Annotated in this window: 13 protein-coding genes and 1 pseudogene; 5 read left to right on the top strand and 9 right to left on the bottom strand. The window is 46.3% G+C overall.

Going from position 1 to position 19,019, the window contains the following annotated elements; all coding sequences use genetic code 11:
* Positions 1 to 152 precede the first annotated feature (152 nt).
* Positions 153 to 1,676, top strand: coding sequence for a M48 family metallopeptidase (locus NQ510_RS10680; protein WP_005826805.1), 1,524 nt, complete (start codon positions 153 to 155; stop codon positions 1,674 to 1,676).
* A gap of 90 nt (positions 1,677 to 1,766) precedes the next feature.
* Here the strand turns inward: NQ510_RS10680 and gcvT are convergent, their stop codons facing one another.
* The 3 genes from gcvT to NQ510_RS10665 all read right to left on the bottom strand — a co-directional run bounded on the left by gcvT (position 1,767) and on the right by NQ510_RS10665 (position 5,719).
* Positions 1,767 to 2,855 (bottom strand): glycine cleavage system aminomethyltransferase GcvT, encoded by a 1,089-nt coding sequence (gcvT, locus tag NQ510_RS10675; protein ID WP_005826806.1) that lies wholly within the window; start codon positions 2,853 to 2,855, stop codon positions 1,767 to 1,769.
* 31 nt (positions 2,856 to 2,886) lie between these two features.
* Positions 2,887 to 4,110 (bottom strand): peptidase T, encoded by a 1,224-nt coding sequence (pepT, locus tag NQ510_RS10670; RefSeq protein ID WP_005826807.1) that lies wholly within the window; start codon positions 4,108 to 4,110, stop codon positions 2,887 to 2,889.
* 196 nt (positions 4,111 to 4,306) lie between these two features.
* The gene (locus tag NQ510_RS10665; protein WP_005826808.1) at positions 4,307 to 5,719 is read right to left on the bottom strand and encodes an amidophosphoribosyltransferase; all 1,413 of its coding nucleotides are present in this window, start codon (positions 5,717 to 5,719) and stop codon (positions 4,307 to 4,309) included.
* A gap of 171 nt (positions 5,720 to 5,890) precedes the next feature.
* Between NQ510_RS10665 and NQ510_RS10660 the strand changes: the two genes are divergently transcribed.
* Complete coding sequence (locus NQ510_RS10660) at positions 5,891 to 6,697, top strand: helix-turn-helix domain-containing protein (protein ID WP_005826809.1); 807 nt, start codon at positions 5,891 to 5,893, stop codon at positions 6,695 to 6,697.
* 3 nt (positions 6,698 to 6,700) lie between these two features.
* Here NQ510_RS10660 and NQ510_RS10655 read toward each other — a convergent pair whose 3' ends face one another.
* From NQ510_RS10655 to NQ510_RS10645, 3 genes and pseudogenes are all read right to left on the bottom strand, one after another.
* Positions 6,701 to 7,642, bottom strand: coding sequence for an EFR1 family ferrodoxin (locus tag NQ510_RS10655; RefSeq protein WP_005826810.1), 942 nt, complete (start codon positions 7,640 to 7,642; stop codon positions 6,701 to 6,703).
* 206 nt (positions 7,643 to 7,848) lie between these two features.
* Positions 7,849 to 10,011 (bottom strand): glycoside hydrolase family 97 protein, encoded by a 2,163-nt coding sequence (locus NQ510_RS10650; protein WP_005826812.1) that lies wholly within the window; start codon positions 10,009 to 10,011, stop codon positions 7,849 to 7,851.
* A gap of 218 nt (positions 10,012 to 10,229) precedes the next feature.
* Positions 10,230 to 10,716 (bottom strand): annotated as a pseudogene (locus NQ510_RS10645) (HU family DNA-binding protein).
* A 725-nt stretch (positions 10,717 to 11,441) separates the two neighbouring features.
* Here NQ510_RS10645 and crcB point away from each other — a divergent pair.
* The 3 genes from crcB to eno all read left to right on the top strand — a co-directional run bounded on the left by crcB (position 11,442) and on the right by eno (position 13,856).
* A complete protein-coding gene (gene crcB, locus NQ510_RS10640; protein WP_005826820.1) occupies positions 11,442 to 11,819 on the top strand; it encodes a fluoride efflux transporter CrcB in 378 nt (125 codons plus the stop codon).
* 13 nt (positions 11,820 to 11,832) lie between these two features.
* A complete protein-coding gene (locus NQ510_RS10635) occupies positions 11,833 to 12,501 on the top strand; it encodes a pentapeptide repeat-containing protein (protein ID WP_005826822.1) in 669 nt (222 codons plus the stop codon).
* Positions 12,502 to 12,566: 65 nt separating this feature from the next.
* On the top strand, positions 12,567 to 13,856 hold the full coding sequence (gene eno / locus NQ510_RS10630; protein WP_005826824.1) for a phosphopyruvate hydratase: 1,290 nt from the start codon (positions 12,567 to 12,569) through the stop codon (positions 13,854 to 13,856).
* Between the two features lie 103 nt (positions 13,857 to 13,959).
* Here the strand turns inward: eno and bglX are convergent, their stop codons facing one another.
* The 3 genes from bglX to NQ510_RS10615 form a co-directional block, all read right to left on the bottom strand.
* On the bottom strand, positions 13,960 to 16,212 hold the full coding sequence (bglX, locus tag NQ510_RS10625; RefSeq protein ID WP_005826828.1) for a beta-glucosidase BglX: 2,253 nt from the start codon (positions 16,210 to 16,212) through the stop codon (positions 13,960 to 13,962).
* 2 nt (positions 16,213 to 16,214) lie between these two features.
* Positions 16,215 to 17,504: a glycoside hydrolase 5 family protein gene (locus tag NQ510_RS10620; protein ID WP_005826831.1), complete on the bottom strand. Its 1,290-nt coding sequence runs from the start codon at positions 17,502 to 17,504 to the stop codon at positions 16,215 to 16,217.
* 88 nt (positions 17,505 to 17,592) lie between these two features.
* Positions 17,593 to 18,954, bottom strand: coding sequence for a family 16 glycosylhydrolase (locus NQ510_RS10615; RefSeq protein ID WP_005826833.1), 1,362 nt, complete (start codon positions 18,952 to 18,954; stop codon positions 17,593 to 17,595).
* Positions 18,955 to 19,019: the final 65 nt, after the last annotated feature.

Here is a 19,019-nt window from a genome sequence, read left to right as displayed (position 1 = left end):
GGAGTCTTTCACTGAAAGGTTCCCTTTTTTGTTTCCGCCTCCCGCTGAGCGATAAATAGGGAATCTCCTATCACAGAATAGGGGAAAAAACAAGAAAGGGGAAAAACACTTTCCTATTTTTGTATCATCGAAACCGAAAACATACCATAATCATGAAACGACTCGCCACCCTATTCATCCTAACAATCCTTGTCACAACGGCAGGGTTTGCCAAACCCAAGCACAAGGACTTAAGCGGAAACATCGCCATCAAAGGAGAATTGACAAAAGAGTACCAGCAATCTCCCGCCGGTACCCCGGTCATTATCCGCCGGGTTGTCAAAATGAACAATCCCGGTGAAAACAGCGATAACATTTACTATGCCGTCGAAGTGAATGGCATACAAGAAACCATTCCTTCGGATGAGATGGGTATCATTGCCATATCCGCTCCGGAAACGGACTGGGAATTCTGGCAGCAAATATACCTGAAGAATCATCTTTACGAATATTTCAACGACCGCGGTTACAAGCACAAACTGCGCCAGGAAATCGACGAAGAATGCCTGGACTATCTCGATAAACTGAACGAGATAGCCTATCAGGACGACTACATAACCTCGTACGTACAAGGAATATTCTCCAAACTGAATGCCACCACCATTGACAGCAATCGTGGAGAAAGCCTGAACATACGTATCATCCAGTCGTCCGAACCAGATGCCTTCATGCTTCCCAACGGCTCCATGGTTATCAGTACAGGCCTCCTCTGCACTCTTGATTCCGAAGACGAACTGGCCGCCGTCATCGCATGTGAGCTGGGACATTTCGTCCTCGACCATCAGGTAAACAACATTTATCGTGCCGAGCGGCGTGCCAAGCGTGCAGCTTTTTGGGCAGATGTCTTTGCCACTACCGCCAGCGCAGCCCTCGATGTGGCCTACTGGGACGATAATGAAGATGCTTATGCCGTCAGTCTGGTGGCAGATATCGGAGCCATCGCTTCCCTTTTGAGCATTCCGGCAACGGACCGGTTGGGGATGAAATACAAAACTTCCCAGGAAATCTCTTCAGACCGCCTTGCGCGCCAACTTCTGGCATTCAAGGGCTATAATCCCGACGGAATCGCATCGGCCCTCGGTAAAATTATAGGGTATTACAACCTGCACCAACGCAACAAGGACATTCCTCGCTACGGCAGCATCGGCAACCTGCAAAAGCGTATAGAAAAGGCCGGTGAATCCCATAGCCTGAGTGCCCGCCCCTACCTACGGACCACCAGCGATGTCGTTTCTTTCAACGCAAGTATGAACTACGCCAACAAGCGCTATAAGGAAACTGCCCGGCTGATACGCAAGAACATTGACAACAGACTAGCCACGGACAATGACTACATCATCCTGGTAAAAGCGGAAATGGCACTGTCTAATACGGAAGAAGTGAACAACCGCTGCCTCGCCATGCTTGATAAAGCCCAGGAGATGGCAGGAACAAGCCCCAATCTGGACATATATAAACAAAAAATACTATTATTGATGCGCATGAACAAACAAGCCCAAGCCGCTGATATACTGAAAGAATATATCACCTTGCTTTCGGCCTACGAAGGCCAGGGCATAGAAGGAACCGAAAAGGAATGGACCAATAAAGAGATAGGTTGGGCAAACCAAATGCTGGACAGGATAAGCAGAATATAGAGAAAGGAATAACTAAGAATGAAGAATGAAGAATTTGTCATGCGGCATCATTGCGCAGCCAAATTCTTCATTCTCAGTCATTTATTCAAACTACTGTTTGCGGAACGGCGGCTTCACAACCACAGCTTTCAGCTTACGTCCCCGCATGTCAATGCAGATTTCCGTACCGACCTTGCTGTATTCGGGTCTGATATACCCCATTCCGATACCAATCTTACGGGTAGGCGACATAGTTCCGGAGGTAACCACACCGATGGCAATACCGTCTGTACTATACAGCTCGTAACCATGACGGGGGATACCGCGGTCTATCATCTCAAATCCCACCAACTTACGGGTAGTGCCTTCCGCTTTCTGTTTTTCCAGCATCGGGCGATTGGTGAAGTTCTTTCCCTCCACAAACTTGGTAATCCATCCTAAACCCGCTTCAATGGGCGAAGTGGTGTCATCCAAATCATTGCCATACAAACAGAATCCCATTTCCAGACGAAGCGTATCGCGCGCACCCAGACCAACTGGCTTAATGCCGAACTCCGCGCCTGCCTCGAACACGGCATCCCAAATCTTCATGGCAGCCTCCGGATAGAAGTAAAGTTCAAAACCACCCGCGCCGGTATATCCGGTATTGGAGATAATGACATCCTTTTCTCCGGCAAACTCACCGTGGGTAAAAGTATAGTAAGGAAGGTCGGAAAGATTAATGGAAGTCAGCTTCTGCAAAGCCTGAATAGCCTTCGGTCCTTGCACAGCAAGCTGTGCCATGTGCTCGGAAGCATTTTCCAATTCAGCGCCTTCCGTGTTATGAGACACACACCAGTTCCAGTCTTTCTCAATGTTCGACGCATTCACGACAAGCAGGTATTTCTCCGGCTCATAATGATAGACCAGAAGGTCGTCCACAATGCCTCCATTTTCATTTGGGAAGCAGGTATACTGTACTTTCCCCGGTGTGAGGGCAGCTATGTTATTGGAAGTCACTTTCTGCAGAAAGTCCAAAGCATGGGGACCTTTCACCCAAAATTCTCCCATGTGTGAGACGTCGAATACACCGACACCCTGACATACTGTAAGATGCTCGTCAATGATGCCGGAATACTCGATAGGCATATTATATCCCGCAAACTCGTGCATCTTGGCACCCAGCGAGATGTGTTTTTCGGTAAACGGAGTGGTTTTCATGGAACTATTAGAGTTATGAGTTATGAATTATCTATTTGCTTGCTACGAGCTCGGCAATCTTGACGATGACGTTCATGGCTTTCTCCATGTTCTGGATAGGCACGAACTCATAGCGGCCGTGGAAGTTCAAGCCACCGGCAAAGATATTGGGACAAGGCAGGCCCTTGAAAGAGAGCTGGGCGCCGTCCGTACCTCCGCGAATGGCTTTTACACGAGGCTCTACACCTACCGCCTTCATGGCGGCAAAAGCGGTGTCGATGATATGCATCACCGGTTCAATCTGCTCGCGCATATTATAGTATTGGTCGCGAAGTTCCAGAGTAGCGGTACCCGGACCGTATTCTTCATTGATTTTTGCCACAAGACGTTCCATCTCCTTCTTGCGCTCTTCGAAGCGGGTGCGGTCGTGGTCACGGATAATGTAAGAGACTGTTGTCTGCTCCACCTCGCCGGTAATACCTATCAGATGATAGAAACCTTCGTAACCTTCGGTATGCTCCGGAGCCTCGTCAGCCGGAAGCATGGACATGAAACGGTTGGCAACGCGGATAGAGTTAATCATCTTATTCTTGGCATAGCCCGGATGCACATTCCGTCCCTTGAAGCTTATCTTGGCAGAGGCCGCATTGAAGTTCTCGAATTCAAGTTCACCCACTTCTCCGCCATCCATGGTATAGGCCCATTCGCAACCGAACTGCGCTACATTGAACTTATGGGCGCCCAGACCGATTTCCTCATCCGGATTAAAGCCGATACGGATTTTACCGTGCTTGATTTCGGGGTGCTCCTTCAGATATACCACCGCCGATACAATTTCGGCAATACCGGCTTTATCATCGGCACCAAGCAAGGTCTTGCCGTCGGTCACAATCAAATCTTCCCCTTGATGGTCGAGCAGTTCGGGGAACTGGGCAGGAGAAAGAACCACATTCTCTTCGGCGCAAAGAACAATGTCCTTACCGTCATAATTCTGCACGATACGCGGAGAAACATTCTTGCCACTCATATCGGGGCTTGTATCCATGTGGGCAATAAAGCCGATGACGGGCAACGGCTTGTCTGTATTGGCAGGAAGAGTGGCGAACAGATAACCATTTTCGTCCAACGTGATTTCTTCCAGACCCAAAGTTTCCAATTCTTCTTTCAGATACCGGGCAAACACCATTTGCCCCGGAGTACTCGGAGTAATCTCAGTCTCTTCACTGGACTGAGTATCGAAGCTTACGTACTTTAAAAAACGTTCTACTAAAGTCATGATGAATAATGATTAGTGATTAATGGTTAGTGATTAATGGTCAGTGATTAGTAATTGGCGAAAAGCATTATCCGAATGGCATTAATCATTAATCACTAATCATTAACCACTATTTTGTGCTGTAAAGATAAAAAAAGGGGCGTGAACTGCCAAGCAATTCACGCCTCTTTTTTATTTCTTAAGGACAAAATGTCAATCAAAAATGGCTGCTACCATCAAAACAATGCGTACATATCTTACACTTAGGCAATCCGATAGCCTCAACCAGAGTTTCCAACGTATTGAACTTCAAGGATGAAAGTCCGAAACGCTCGCGGATAACGTCCACCATCTTTTCGTATTCGGGTGAGCCGGTAGTGGCATACTTATCGAGATTCTTATTCTCGTCACCCTCCAGTTCCTTGATGACACGACGGGTAATCAGTTCCATGTCGCTTTTGGAAGCCGTGAATCCTACAAACGGGCAGCTATATATCAATGGAGGACAAGCAATCCGGATATGCACCTCCTTGGCACCATACTCATACAGCACCTTCACATTGTCGTGCAACTGGGTCCCCCGGACAATAGAGTCATCACAGAACAGCAGACGCTTACCCTCGAGCATGGCACGATTGGGAATCAGCTTCATCTTTGCCACCAGCGAACGCAATTCCTGCTTGCTGGGAGTAAAACTACGAGGCCAAGTCGGAGTATATTTGGAAATGGCACGATGATAAGGAACTCCTTTACCTTCGGCATACCCAAGCGCCATACCTACACCCGAATCAGGAATACCGCAGGCACAATCCACCTCTGACTTATCTGTCTGTGCCATCTTGAAACCGGAGGCAAAACGCACTTCCTCCACATTCTTACCTTCGTAGCAGGAAGTGGGGAAACCGTAATATACCCATAGGAAGGAACAAATCTGCATTCCCTCATCAGGCTTGCGCATCTGTTCCACACCATCGGCACGCAGGCGAACAATCTCTCCGGGTCCCAAATAACGGTCTATCTCATAACCAAGATTCGGAAAGCTGCTCGACTCACTTGTGGCGGCATACGCTCCGTCTTTCTTGCCAATCACAATCGGAGTACGTCCCCAGCGGTCGCGAGCGGCAATGATGCCGTCTTCCGTCAATAACAGCATGGAGCAGGAACCTTTGATATGCTTATACACATTTTCAATTCCTTCGACAAATGTCTTTCCTTGTATAATAAGGAGGGCGATAAGTTCCGTCTGATTGGTTTTGCCCGAACTGAGTTCGGCGAAGTGCATGTTTTGGGCCAACAGTTTTGTTTCCAGTTCTTGCAGATTTACTATTTTGGCTACCGTTACAATGGCAAAGCGACCGAGGTGGGAGTTAAGGATAAGGGGTTGAGGGTCTGTGTCACTGATGATTCCTATTCCGGAATTTCCTTTGAACTTATCCAGTTCATCCTCAAACTTCGTGCGGAAATAAGTGCTTTCCAGATTGTGAATGGAACGGGTAAACTGCTCCGTTTCTGCATCGTATGTAGCCAACCCACCACGTTTTGTCCCTAAATGTGAATTATAATCTGTGCCGTAAAACAAATCTGCCACACAGCTTGTTGCCTTGGCGACTGTTCCGAAAAAACCTCCCATAAGTTCTGTTTTGTTATTGGTTTCTAAAATTAACGGATGCAAAGGTATGAAGAATTTGCGAAATTCGGGCAGATTTGAAATGAATAAAAAAGGCAATATATTTCTTGCCCACAATAGAAGTTATATTATTGGAAACATATACTTTTGTGATCGAAACCAAACAACTGTATAATGGGAGAAACCGCAAATATTATAATAGCCGATACTCTTCAAGGTCTGGGGACGGACGCATACAGTGGCTATCTTGCACACGCCCTCTGTCTGTCAGGAATCTGCCGATTGAAGTACAATGGAGAGGAGCGCGAGCTACGTGCCGGCGACCTGATGATTGTCCGCAAAGGAAAACTGGTAGAGAAAATTCAACCTTCAGAAGATTTTCGCGTAAAGGTCATCTATATCGCATCGGGCTTTGTGGTGCTGAGTACACCACAGAACAACTACGGCATGAAAGGGCAACTTTCCCTATTTCTCAATCCTATCATGTCCCTGACTACCGAACAGCAAGAGCTATGTCTCCGGGATTTTGAACAAGTGGAATACAGACTCCGGAATACAGACCATCATTTCCATCGCGATATGCTTATCGCCTCCACACAGATGTTGATACTCGACTTCTTCGATTTCCACTCCCATCTATATGGCGAGGACAATATCTCTGTACAAAATGCTTCCATCATGAGCCGTTTCCTCAACATGCTGGAGAACGGAACTTTCCGCGAGCATCGTGAAGTGACCTATTATGCCGACTGCCTATGTGTCACCTCCAAATATCTTTCGGAAGTTTCCAAGAAAGTAAGCGGTTATACAGCAAACTACTGGATAAACCGTTATACCACACTCGACATCTCGCGTTTGCTGCGCGACAAATCACTAACGTTCGTCCGTATTTCCGATATGTTCGGTTTTTCCTCTCCTGCTTATTTTAGCCGTTACGTACAACAACATCTGGGTGTAAATCCGACAAAATACAGAGGTTAATGATTATAGTTTTTGATTGTTTGCCCGTTTCAGATCTATTAGCGAAATATGCTCATTACGATAGCGGGCATTGGGGTTCTTCTCCGTTCCGTCAGGAAAAGAGCCATCTTCCTGCTTTATGAACTGAATAGCCTTCTGCGGACAATTCTGTATGCAGGCAAAACAGAACTCGCAGTCACCGGACGTCTTCACTCCTCTCGACGTCAGCTCATAGTTGCCGCGCGGACAAACGTAGGTACAAATGCCACAGTCAATACAAACATCGGTCACGGTAAAGAACTTCTCGCTTTTCATCAGGAAGCCCACCTCGGGGTCGAGTCCACTCCGCTGCATAAAACCTTGGTGCTGTTGCCGTTCCTCCTCCGTCACCGGTTCGTGCCAATGCTGCCGACTGTTGATATCTGCCGTTATCTTCTGCAAGTTCTCGGGGATGTGCTTGTCTATCTTGAGTTGCTCGTTCATGTCGAAGTTGGGTAGCCAGTTATCCACCATGATGATAGTGTTGATATAGTCAAACGCATTGTCGGCTTTACGGGATATACGGTCCCAAATCTCTACCGCATCGCACTTCCTTGCACCATAGGTGAGGACAGCAAACTTGTATTCTGCCTTCAGTTTTGCTTTCCGAATGAACTGCCGTACCATATAGGGAGGCATATGACCGTAGATGGGATAAACGATGCCGATTTCATCTGCCTCAAATTCATACTTCCCCCGTTTCACCATCTGAGGGATACTCAACAATTCTGCGTTCTCTCCAGCCAACTGACGGGCGATGTAAAGACTGTTACCCGTTCCGGTAAAATAAAAGATGATACGCTTACTCCTTTTTGTTTCGCAGGATGCCAACGAGAGTAGGCCGGAAGATGCGATAGCACTGCTCATCACGGCAAATCCCATACGCTTTAAAGCCTCCCGACGACTGATTTTCTTATCCGTATTCATATCTCTGATTTTTAATGATTATGCAATCTGTTATCTGAGTGCAAAAATAAAGGTTTCCCCAAAGAACGGACTTACCAAAAACTCGGGTCTTGATGCTATTTTTACGGTATAAGAATGAGCTTACCCTAACACAAAAAAAAGCCCCGCAAAGATTGGACTTCTGCGGGGCCTCACTAATGCCTAATAAAAACTCTTTCTACCCTAAATTATCTCCACTTCTTCACAGCTTTCTTGTCAGCCGGAGTTGCTTCAATCAAGCTCAATGCAAAACCACCGCTACGCGCTTCCTTCACGGACATTTTGGTCTTGCTGGTTACGATACCCTTCTTTATCTGATAAGAAGTAGGATTCTCCTTGTAATCAGCATCTTTACCGTCGGCATAGAGAGTGGCTACGTATTGCTTGCCCGGTTCAAGGAAGTCGAGCGTAAAGTTGGCTGTACGTGCATTCTCGTCTGTAATACCTCCAACAAACCAGTTGCCGGTTCCTTTTGCCTTACGGGCCACGGTAATGTAATCACCCGGTTCTGCTTCAATGTACTTGCTGTCGTCCCAGTCTACTGCCACATCCTTGATGAATTGGAAAGCATCCATGTGCTTTTCGTAGTTCTCAACCAAGTCGGCAGCCATCTGCAACGGGCTGTATAAAGTTACATACAGAGCGAGTTGCTTAGCAAGTGTAGTCTGCACTTGTCCGTGGGGCAAATCGCCCATAAAGTCAAGTTTGGTATCGAAGATACCCGGTGTATAATCCATCGGACCGCCAATCAAGCGGTTGAATGGAAGCAATGTGGTATGGAACGGTTTGCTACCGCCGAATGCCTCATATTCAGTTCCTCGTGCAGATTCGTTGCCAATCAAGTTAGGATAAGTACGGCACAAACCGGTAGGGCGTACAGCTTCGTGCGCATTCACGCAAATTTTGTAGTCGGCTGCCTTCTTCACGGCATAGAGGTAGTGGTTGTTCAGCCATTGCCCATAATGATGTTCACCACGGGGAATCATATTACCTACATATCCGCTCTTCACGGCATTGTAGCCATTATCCACCATAAACTGATAGGCCTTGTCCATGTGACGTTCGTAGTTGCGCACCGAACCGGATGTCTCATGATGCATCATCAGCTTCACGCCTTTGCTCTTGGCATATTCATTCAGCATCTTCACGTCGAAATCGGGATAAGGGGTCACAAAATCGAATACATAATCCTTGGATTTGCCAAACCAGTCTTCCCAGCCTTCATTCCAGCCTTCCACCAATACTTGGTCCAGACCGTGCTCGGCTGCGAAGTCGATGTACTTTTTTACATTTTCGTTAGTGGCACCGTGACGGCCGTTGGGCTTCATTTTGGAGTAGTCCACTTCACCCAGTTTGATGGAGGGAAGGTCGTCTGTATATGCCCAGGTGCTCTTACCTGCAATCATTTCCCACCATACACCTACGTATTTCACGGGCTTAATCCAGGAAACGTCCTCGTAAGCACAAGGTTCGTTCAAGTTCAGCGTGATTTTAGAGGCAAGGATGTCACGAGCATCGTCGCTTACGATAACCGTACGCCACGGTGACGTGCAGGGAGCTTGCAGATAACCTTTATCGCCTACTGCATCGGGAGTAAGCCAAGATTCAAAAACAAAATTCTTATCATCCAGATTCAAGTGCATGCAAGAGTAATCCACCAAAGCAGCTTCGTGCAAGTTGATGTACAAACCATCAGCAGTCTTCATCTGCAAAGAAGTCTGAACACCGGTGGGCGAAAACGGGGTTTGCGAAGAGTTAGGCGTAATGGCCCCTTTCATCAGCCCGCGGATTTCAGAAAGTTTGGATTCTGTATAGTCATATTCCTGCGTATCGTAGTCGCCCGGAATCCAGAAGGCAGTGTGGTCGCCAGTCATGGCAAACTGAGTACGCTCCTCTTTAATCACGAAATAGTTCAGGTTCTTCTGCAAAGGGAATTCATAGCGGAAGCCCATACCATCGTCGAACAAACGGAAGCGGATAATGATGTTCCTATCCTGCGCTTTTTGGTTGAGCGTCACAGCCAGCTCATTGTAGTGGTTACGGATTTGCTTTACTTCACCCCATACCGGTTCCCAAGTCTCGTCGAAAGTGGAAGTCTTTGCATCCGCCATCGTGAAGCCATTCATCAGACCGGGGTCGTTCTTCAGTTCGAGTCCTAATTTGGAAGGGTTAATCACCGGCTTTCCTTTGTAAGAAAGTTCGTAAACGGGTTCGCCTTGCGCATTTACCGAAAAATTCAATTGAAGTTGTCCGTTGGGAGAGGTAATACTCTCTGCCATTGCTACGCCGCTCACCAACAAAACGAGCAGGAAGCAGGCTAATTTTGTACAGATTGCTTTCATGTTTCTCATGCTATATTTATAAAATTATGTTCCAGATGCAAATATAGGCAGGAAAGAAATACACTCTGACGCAATTAAACTAAAATGATAGATGATTTGTCGGCAAACGTTTGCATGAAAACCAACTTCCCTTGAACAATATCCTGCCTACAAACAAAATAGAAGGAGAAGTATCGCTACGAAAACTTCGCCCTCCATATTTTTACAACTTTAATCGTGCACTGGAATTATCCCAAAGGATTTTCACCTTGGTCCCCGTCATTGCCTCCCGAAGGATTGGAGTTATCCCCTCCACCATTGCTACTTCCATCCGTATAGTCCGTATCGGGAACCACCATCTTGGTGACGCTCATATTGCCCAACATTTGACTAAAAGCTTTCCCCCGGAAAAAACAGAATACGTTTACGGACAATGTTACTGGCCGAAACGCCAGCCTCCGTATCAGCACTCTTCCCTACAAAAGAAGGGCGGAACAATCCGAAATCACCTAAACGAACAGTCTTTCCATCGTCTATTTCTTCCGACATGATGTCCACCAGTCCTGCAGCCACTAAGTCCACCGTCTTTCTGTGAATACCAAGAATACGGCTCACTTTGGCACATAACTTATCAAAATCCAATTCACCCGCTCCTACGGATTTAGCTACATACTTTACATTTTTGTCCTTGTCAAAACCAAAGATTCTCTTTGCCACTACATACTGAAGTCCCATAATTTTTAATGTTTTAGAAAGTTAATATAATAATGTAATAAATAGGCCGAAGCCTTTTCCTCTCTTTCAAGAAGTGGAGATCCATCGTGAGGCCTCAACGATAAACTTTCATTCTCTTGAATTCGATGTTGCAAAGTTAGGGTGTGAATGACGGGAATACAAGGAAATGACATCTACAACCAATTTCGTTAAAACTCTAAAAAACAACAAATTAAAAACAACCCTTCTCTACAAGTGAAGAAAGAAAGGCAGGAAGAGAATGAGAAGGAATGGGTACAATCTCTACAGCCAATGAAAATAAATCGCTGATTATCAAGACAAGGTTCTAGAGAGGTCTCTACAATATGGCATTTGAACGGTTAAGACCTCAATTTCAAGAGTGGCTCAAGTTTCACAAGTTATTACCGTATCCAAAAATACAGACAAACCAGTCATCCTTCCAAAGCCCCTTCTACTCGTTTACTAAAATCTCCCGGACATTTTACTAAATCTCCGGCAACGATTTACTAAATCTTGGAGGAAGATTTAGTAAATCGCTTCTGCCCCATCACGAACTATCCGGAACCAAGATTGGCAATCACTCATATCAAATATCAAAATTATATACATCCCACCAATAACTACTTCCCCCAGTACAGAATCGCTTTATGAAATTTCGGGCTATGATTTACTGAAATTCCTTTGTCTTCACTACCTTTGCAGCCAAAACCAACCCCAGACAACCTATGACTAGATTACTGATAGCTATATTCCTTGGCGGCGGTACCGGCAGCGTACTGCGCTACTGCGTGCAGATGATGCTCCACGAGCGCATAGTCCCCTACTCTTTCCCATGGGCTACATTCACAGTCAATATCCTCGGAAGTTTCCTCATCGGGCTATTCTATACCTTATCCGCCCGTTTCAACCTTTCTACTGAGGTACGGCTGTTGCTGACTACCGGTCTGTGCGGAGGATTCACCACCTTCTCCACTTTCAGCAATGACGGACTGATTCTGATAAAGCAAGAATTCTACGGAATGTTTGCCTTATATACCTTATTAAGTATCACATTAGGAGTCCTGGCAGCCTTCGCCGGCGGCGCCTTCGGACGCTGTATATAACCCAAACACCCCTATGAAACCCAGCAAGCCTTTTGTCATGCCTCCCGTACGCATCATCCCTCCTACCTTAGAGGGACAAAGTGAAAGTTCCAAATCATTGGAAGAATGGCTGAATACGGAAGAAACTGTCAGAGACCTTCACTTCGGTAAACGGACAGAGGAACACATGGAGTATTCCTACAAAAGCATCACCAACTGTACTTTCAGTCATATCCAATTCAGCGCCTGCAAACTGAAATCCTGCCATTTCACTGATGTACGTTTTGAACATTGCGACCTTTCCAACATCTCATTTGCCGAAAGTTCTCTGTTCAGAGTGGAATTCATATCCTGCAAACTGGTGGGAACCAATCTGCCGGAAACAATATTGAACCATCTGACAATGAAGGACTGCAATGCCAGATACCTCAATCTTTCCATGAGTAAAATCAATCAAGCCCGCTTCACCTCTTGTGACTTGCGCAACAGCGACGTCAACAACTGCAAACTTGCCTCCATCGCCTTTGAAAACTGTGAGCTGGTAGAATCCGAGTTTTCACACACCCCTCTAAGAGGAATCGACTTGAGCGACTCGCACATAGGAGGTATACGCCTCAACCTGCCCGACATACGGGGAGCCATCGTCAATACTTCCCAAGCCATGGAGTTGACTGCTCTTTTAGGCATTACAATAAAGGATTAAAAACGAAAAACAATTCCTTGTTTTCATTTGTTAGTAAGATAGTTTATAATTAAAATTGACTGAATATGAAAATAGAGAAGATTATCGGACGTGAAATCCTCGATTCAAGAGGTAACCCAACTGTAGAAGTAGACGTAACCTTGGAATCCGGCTTCATAGGCCGTGCATCTGTCCCGTCAGGAGCATCCACGGGAGAACACGAAGCATTGGAACTGCGTGACGGTGACAAAAAACGTTACGGAGGCAAAGGTGTCCTGAAAGCCGTGGACAATATCAATAATATCATTGCTCCCAAGCTCATCGGTATGTCCGCCCTCAACCAGATGGGTATCGACCATGCCATGCTTGCACTGGACGGAACCAAAACGAAAGCCAATCTGGGTGCCAATGCCATCCTCGGCGTATCTCTTGCTGTAGCCAAGGCTGCCGCCGCTTACCTTGACATCCCACTCTACCGATATATCGGTGGTACAAATACCTATGTGATGCCTGTACCGATGATGAACATCATCAACGGCGGTTCGCATAGTGACGCTCCCATTGCTTTCCAGGAATTCATGATACGCCCCGTAGGTGCCACTTCCTTCCGCGAAGGTTTGCGTATGGGTGCCGAAGTGTTCCACGCACTGAAGAAAGTCCTGAAAGACCGTGGCCTCAGCACAGCAGTAGGCGATGAAGGAGGTTTTGCTCCTAATCTGGAGGGTACAGAAGATGCCTTGAACTCCATCATTGCCGCCATCAAGGCTGCCGGATACGAACCGGGCAAAGATGTAATGATTGCCATGGACTGCGCTTCTTCCGAGTTCTACCATGATGGCATCTACGATTATACCAAATTCGAAGGTGAAAAAGGCAAGAAACGTACTGCCGACGAACAGATTGACTATCTGGAAGAGTTAATCAACAAGTATCCCATCGACTCTATCGAAGACGGCATGAGCGAGAACGACTGGGACGGCTGGAAAAAACTGACCGACCGTATCGGCAACCGTTGCCAGTTGGTAGGAGACGATTTGTTCGTCACCAATGTGGACTTCCTTGCAATGGGCATCGAAAAAGGCTGTGCCAACTCCATATTGATTAAAGTAAACCAGATAGGTTCGCTGACCGAAACACTGAATGCCATCGAAATGGCACACCGCCACGGATATACTACCGTAACTTCCCATCGTTCCGGTGAAACGGAAGATGCGACTATCGCAGACATAGCCGTAGCTACCAACAGCGGACAAATCAAGACCGGTTCGCTGAGCCGCTCAGACCGTATGGCAAAGTACAACCAACTGCTTCGCATCGAAGAAGAACTGGGAAGCAATGCGGTGTATGGATATAAGAAAGTTATAAGTAATAAGTAATAAGTGATGAGTTATTTGCCGGAAGGCGGGGCTTATAAAGAAGAAAGCAGAAGGGGCGAACCGTCACGGTCCGCCCCTTCTCTTTTTAACCTTAAATCAACAATCAATCTACTACCTTAAAGAAAACTTCTTCTCCACTTTGGCTATCCGGTGCCACCCAAAGAGCAAAGTCTCCGGCTTCCACCGTCTTCACCATATCTATATTCCAGAAAGCAAGTTCACTTATCGGAAGTTCAAACGATACATTTTTCTTCTCACCCGGCTTCAATGTGACGCGAGCAAAGCGTTTCAGCTCTTTCACCGGACGGGTCACCGAAGCAAACTTGTCCTGCACGTAAAGCTGGGCTACCTCGGTACCTTCATACTTTCCGGTATTCTCAAGGTCGAAAGTCACAGTCAGCACATCTTCCTTCTTCAGATTGGCTGACGAGAGTTTCACATTATCATATTTGAACGTCGTATACGACAGACCGTAGCCAAAAGGATACAGCGGATCGAAACCTGCATCCATATAGAAAGAAGTACATCCCAACGAAGTCTGCCCCGCTTCCAACGGAATGTCATTCAGCAAAACCTCATTCCGCGTAGCCGGACGTCCGGAACTGTTATGAGCATAATAAACCGGTATCTGTCCTACCATCTTCGGGAAAGTCACCGGAGTCTTGCCACTTGGCACAGCCTTACCCCACAGCAAGTCGGCCAATGCCGGTCCTCCCATGGTTCCGGGATGGAACGAATAAAGTACAGCTGACGAGAGTTCGACTTCCTTTCCTATGGTCAACGGACGCCCTGCCATTACGACAGTAACCACCGGTTTTCCTGTTTTCGCCAAAGCGGCAATCAGTTCGCTTTGCGCACCTTGCAGGTTCAGGTCGGCCAGGCAATGCGCCTCTCCTGAAAGAATAGCCTCTTCGCCTACAAACGCCAAAATAACATCAGCACGTGCAGCGGCAGCAGCGGCTTTGGCAACACCTGCCATATTCTTGTCACGGCTATAAGTCAGACCCGGCTCGTATATCACCTGCACTTTGTCCCCCACCAGTTCCTTGATAGCCTTCAACGGTGTCACGGTTTTTGTCTTGTCACCATCAAATATCCAGGTACCCAATTGGTCATAAGGTGCATTTGCCATCGGACCTACCACAGCAACCGTCTTTACCGAAGATTGCAAAGGCAATGTCTCCTTTTCGTTCTTCAACAAGATGGCCGATTCCACAGCAGCTTGCTTGGCAGCCTCCAGATGAGAAGGAGCATAAAGTTCCTCTATCCGTTTCTCATCCACATAAGGATTATCAAACAGTCCCAACCGGAATTTGATACGCAGAATATTCCGCACGGCATCGTCTATAGCAGACTTCTTGACCTTACCTTCTTTTATCAATTCCGGCAATTCCTTGACAAACGTATAGCTGACCATCTCCATATCCACACCAGCATTCACCGCCTTCATTGCTGCCTCTTTAGAATCGGCAGCAAAGCCATGTGCCATCATTTCGGCTACCGAAGCCCAGTCTGACACTACTATTCCATCAAATCCCCATTCACCACGAAGCACATCTTTCAAAATAAAAGTGTTTCCGGTAGACGGTGCTCCGTCATTGTCATTAAACGAAGTCATGAAAGTGGCTGCCCCTGCCTTGGCCACAGCTTCAAAAGGAGGAAGGTATACATCCCTCAAACGACGCTCCGGAATGAAAGTGGAATTATAATCACGCCCGCCCTCGGCAGCACCATAACCTACAAAATGTTTAGGACATGCGGCTATGGAAGTCGGACTGTTCAGCGAATCTCCCTGGAAACCTTCAACCATAGCAACACCCATCACTGAAGTCAAATAAGTATCTTCGCCACATCCTTCGGCCATACGCCCCCAACGGGGATCGCGAGCCACATCTATCATCGGCGCAAATGTCCAGCGGATACCCACGGCAGAAGCCTCCACAGCCGCTACCCGTGCACCATCCTTAGCCACCTGCGGGTTGAAAGATGCCGCTTGTCCCAAGGGAATAGGGAATATGGTCTTGAAACCATGGATTACATCACGCGCCATCAGCAAGGGGATGCCCAAGCGGGACTCCTCCATTGCCACACGCTGCAAGGCATTGACACGCACCGGATCTACTTCATTCAGGATAGACCCGACTTCACCTTTCTTTATCAATCCGCTCATATCCTCTATGTTGCCATAAGAAGAAATCTGGTTCATCTGCCCTATCTTTTCCTCCAATGTCATACTGGACAACAGCGTTTCTATTTTCTGCTCGATGACTGCGTCATTTTTTGTATCCTGCACTTGAGTACAAGATATAAAAGGAAGCAGCAATAAACAAGCAGAGAGCATTTTCATTGTTTTCATCTTTAATCTATTACTTGAAATGGAATATTTGCTGTTGAGACAAAGCCCGTATTATCAAGTACATATACGTACAAACGATATTCCCCGGGAACTTTAATCATAGTCTCATACACATTCTTGTCTGACACGGCCACGTCACCCATTCTTTCCGGACGTGGCTCATAAGAACCTCCAAAACCCAAGACTGTAGCCTCTTTCAGTACTTCCCACACATAAGCCAAAGAATCGTTCTCCTTATCTGTGACGGAAACCTCCGCCTTAAATAAAGTACCTGCTTTGATACGGACATTATCAATGGCACTTTTACCATCGATAGTCATGCCCCGAACTATCGGAGCCGTTTCATCCAATTCCTTGCCGGTCCACACTCTTTGCATGGCCTCCACCATAGGAGTTTTCTCTCCTTTCAATGGCAGTGAATCCACCTTATCCTCTACAAACATACTGAACCAAGTAGGCGTACGTTCTTCTTTTTGTCCCCACAAGAATACAAAAGAGCCCAAGCAACGGGTATTGGCAGAAATATATTGCGTATAACGCTCTTCGTATACCTGCCGTTTTTCTTCACTGGTCTGCTCTATGGGTGCCTTCCACTCGGTTGACGCTGTTTCCCACCAACCGGTCGGTCCCCACTCGGTAATCATAAATGCACCCTTGTAGTCCGACCGGTCAACAACAGCCTGCACCTCTCCCATCGGACCATATACATTGATGCCCACATAATCGAGAGACGGAGCATACTTTGCCACAGAGTCCAATGCCGACGGATTGTAGGAAATCACTGTCGAAACCAGATGACGCTTGTCTATCGACTTAATCAGCTGTGCCAGTTCTTCCACAAAATTCCATGCGGCAGCTATATTAGCATTTCCCAACTCAATTTCATTGCCAATACCCCAAGCCAGCAAACTCGTATCATTCTTGAACGTTTCTGCCAACAAGCGGACTTCTTCGCGCATCTTGTTCTTATATTCATCATCGTAATAGCGTATAGAGTCTTTGGTCATGCCTATTCCCTGCATTACGTACATGTTGTGCTCCGAAGCCAATGCCAGGTTTTTCTTTATCTCCTCCACATTACCTCCCCAGGTTCTGAAGGCATTGGCACCACTCTGGGCGGCAATGTCCAACCGATATGTGCCGCCTACGCCTTTAATATAGGTTTCTCTTCCGTCAATGGAAAGTTTATAACCGTCTGCCGCTTTCTCTATTACAATACCGTCTAGAGAAGAAGGAGAACAGGCAGACAACAAAACTAAACAGATAAAAATAAATATTTTTTCTTTTTTCATTATCAATTGTCCTAAAGCATAAGGTATTTATGTTATAAATAAAAAACATTCAGCCTTCATATTTAAATAAAATTTAAATATGAAGGCTCTATTTTTTCTGAAACACGCGTACATAGTCCACCTTCATCGTTACAGGAAGAGCAGACTCATCCACACCGTTCATTCCACCCCAATCACCGCCCCAAGCCAGATTCAGAATGGGATAGAAAGCATAATGGAAAGGCCATTGATTATGACCAGCTCCCAATTGTTGCTTGGTAACAGCCAACTGTACCTTGCCATCCACGTATGTAGTGATGGCATCTTCTGTCCACTCTAAAGCATAGAGATGAAATTCTCCTTCTGCCTGTTCTATAGTCATGGCATGTGTTTTCTGCGTACCTATAGTATGATTATAATCTTGCGTATGGATAGACGAAGAGACTTCGTTGGGTACGACTCCCACTTCCTCCATAATGTCTATTTCACCACACATGGGCCATGGGTTAGTATTCCAGTCATTACCAACTGGCATCATCCAAAAAGCCGGCCACGTCCCCTTGCCTTCAGGCAACATGATACGTGCTTCAAAATAGCCATATTCCCAACCAGTATTCACTTTAGCATACACACGACCAGAGTAAATTTTACCATCGGAGCCTTTGAAACAATTAATATTCAACTTACCGTCCACAAGTTCTGTCACACGCTTTCCGTCAGCAGAACCATTGACGTAATTTTGAAGTTCATTATTTACCCACCCTGCTCCTTGAACCTCGTGTGTCCAATCATTGCCAAGAGATGTGCCCTCATTAAATTCATCATGCCAAACCAACCGATACCCCTCAGGAGTATTGATATCCAGATCTTCAGCCGATTCTTGAATAACTGTTACCGTTACTTTCTCTGCACCAGCCACAACCTCAACTGTACCCGTACGGGAAATCTTTGCATCATTAGCTAAAGTGGTCACAACAATTTCCCCACTATTTTTTTCTGCGCTAATCCAACTATCATTGGATTTCACATTCCATTCGCCAGAAGCAATAACAGATAAGACAAAAGATTCTCCTATAGAATTAGAATACAACTCAGTCTGTGACACTGATAAAGGAGCCGCTTGCGTAAGAGGAATAGATACACGAGTAGCACCAGATTTAACCACCACCGTACCAGTACGAGAAGTAGTACCCGTATGAGCACTGACTATAACTGTCGCTGTGCCTTGGCTAGAAGAAGAACCCATTACATTTACTTTGACCCATGAACTGCAATCATCAGAGGCAAAAGCTGTCCACTCTTTACCAGAACAAACCACATTCACCACATATTGGCTAGCTTGTGCAACAGCCTCTATCTTTTCAGGAGAACATTTAATGGTAACATCCTCGGATTGCGGTTCCTTGTCATCGCTACTGCCACAAGCAATCAACGAAAACAAAAGAATAGATAATAGACAATAGTATTTCATATATATATATATTTTACAACATAAGTAGAGAAAAAGGGAAAGGATGAAACTCCAGCAATTGCCAA

This window comes from Bacteroides uniformis (genome assembly GCF_025147485.1).
Lineage (GTDB): Bacteria > Bacteroidota > Bacteroidia > Bacteroidales > Bacteroidaceae > Bacteroides > Bacteroides uniformis.
This window is presented reverse-complemented; position numbering and strand designations above follow the sequence as displayed.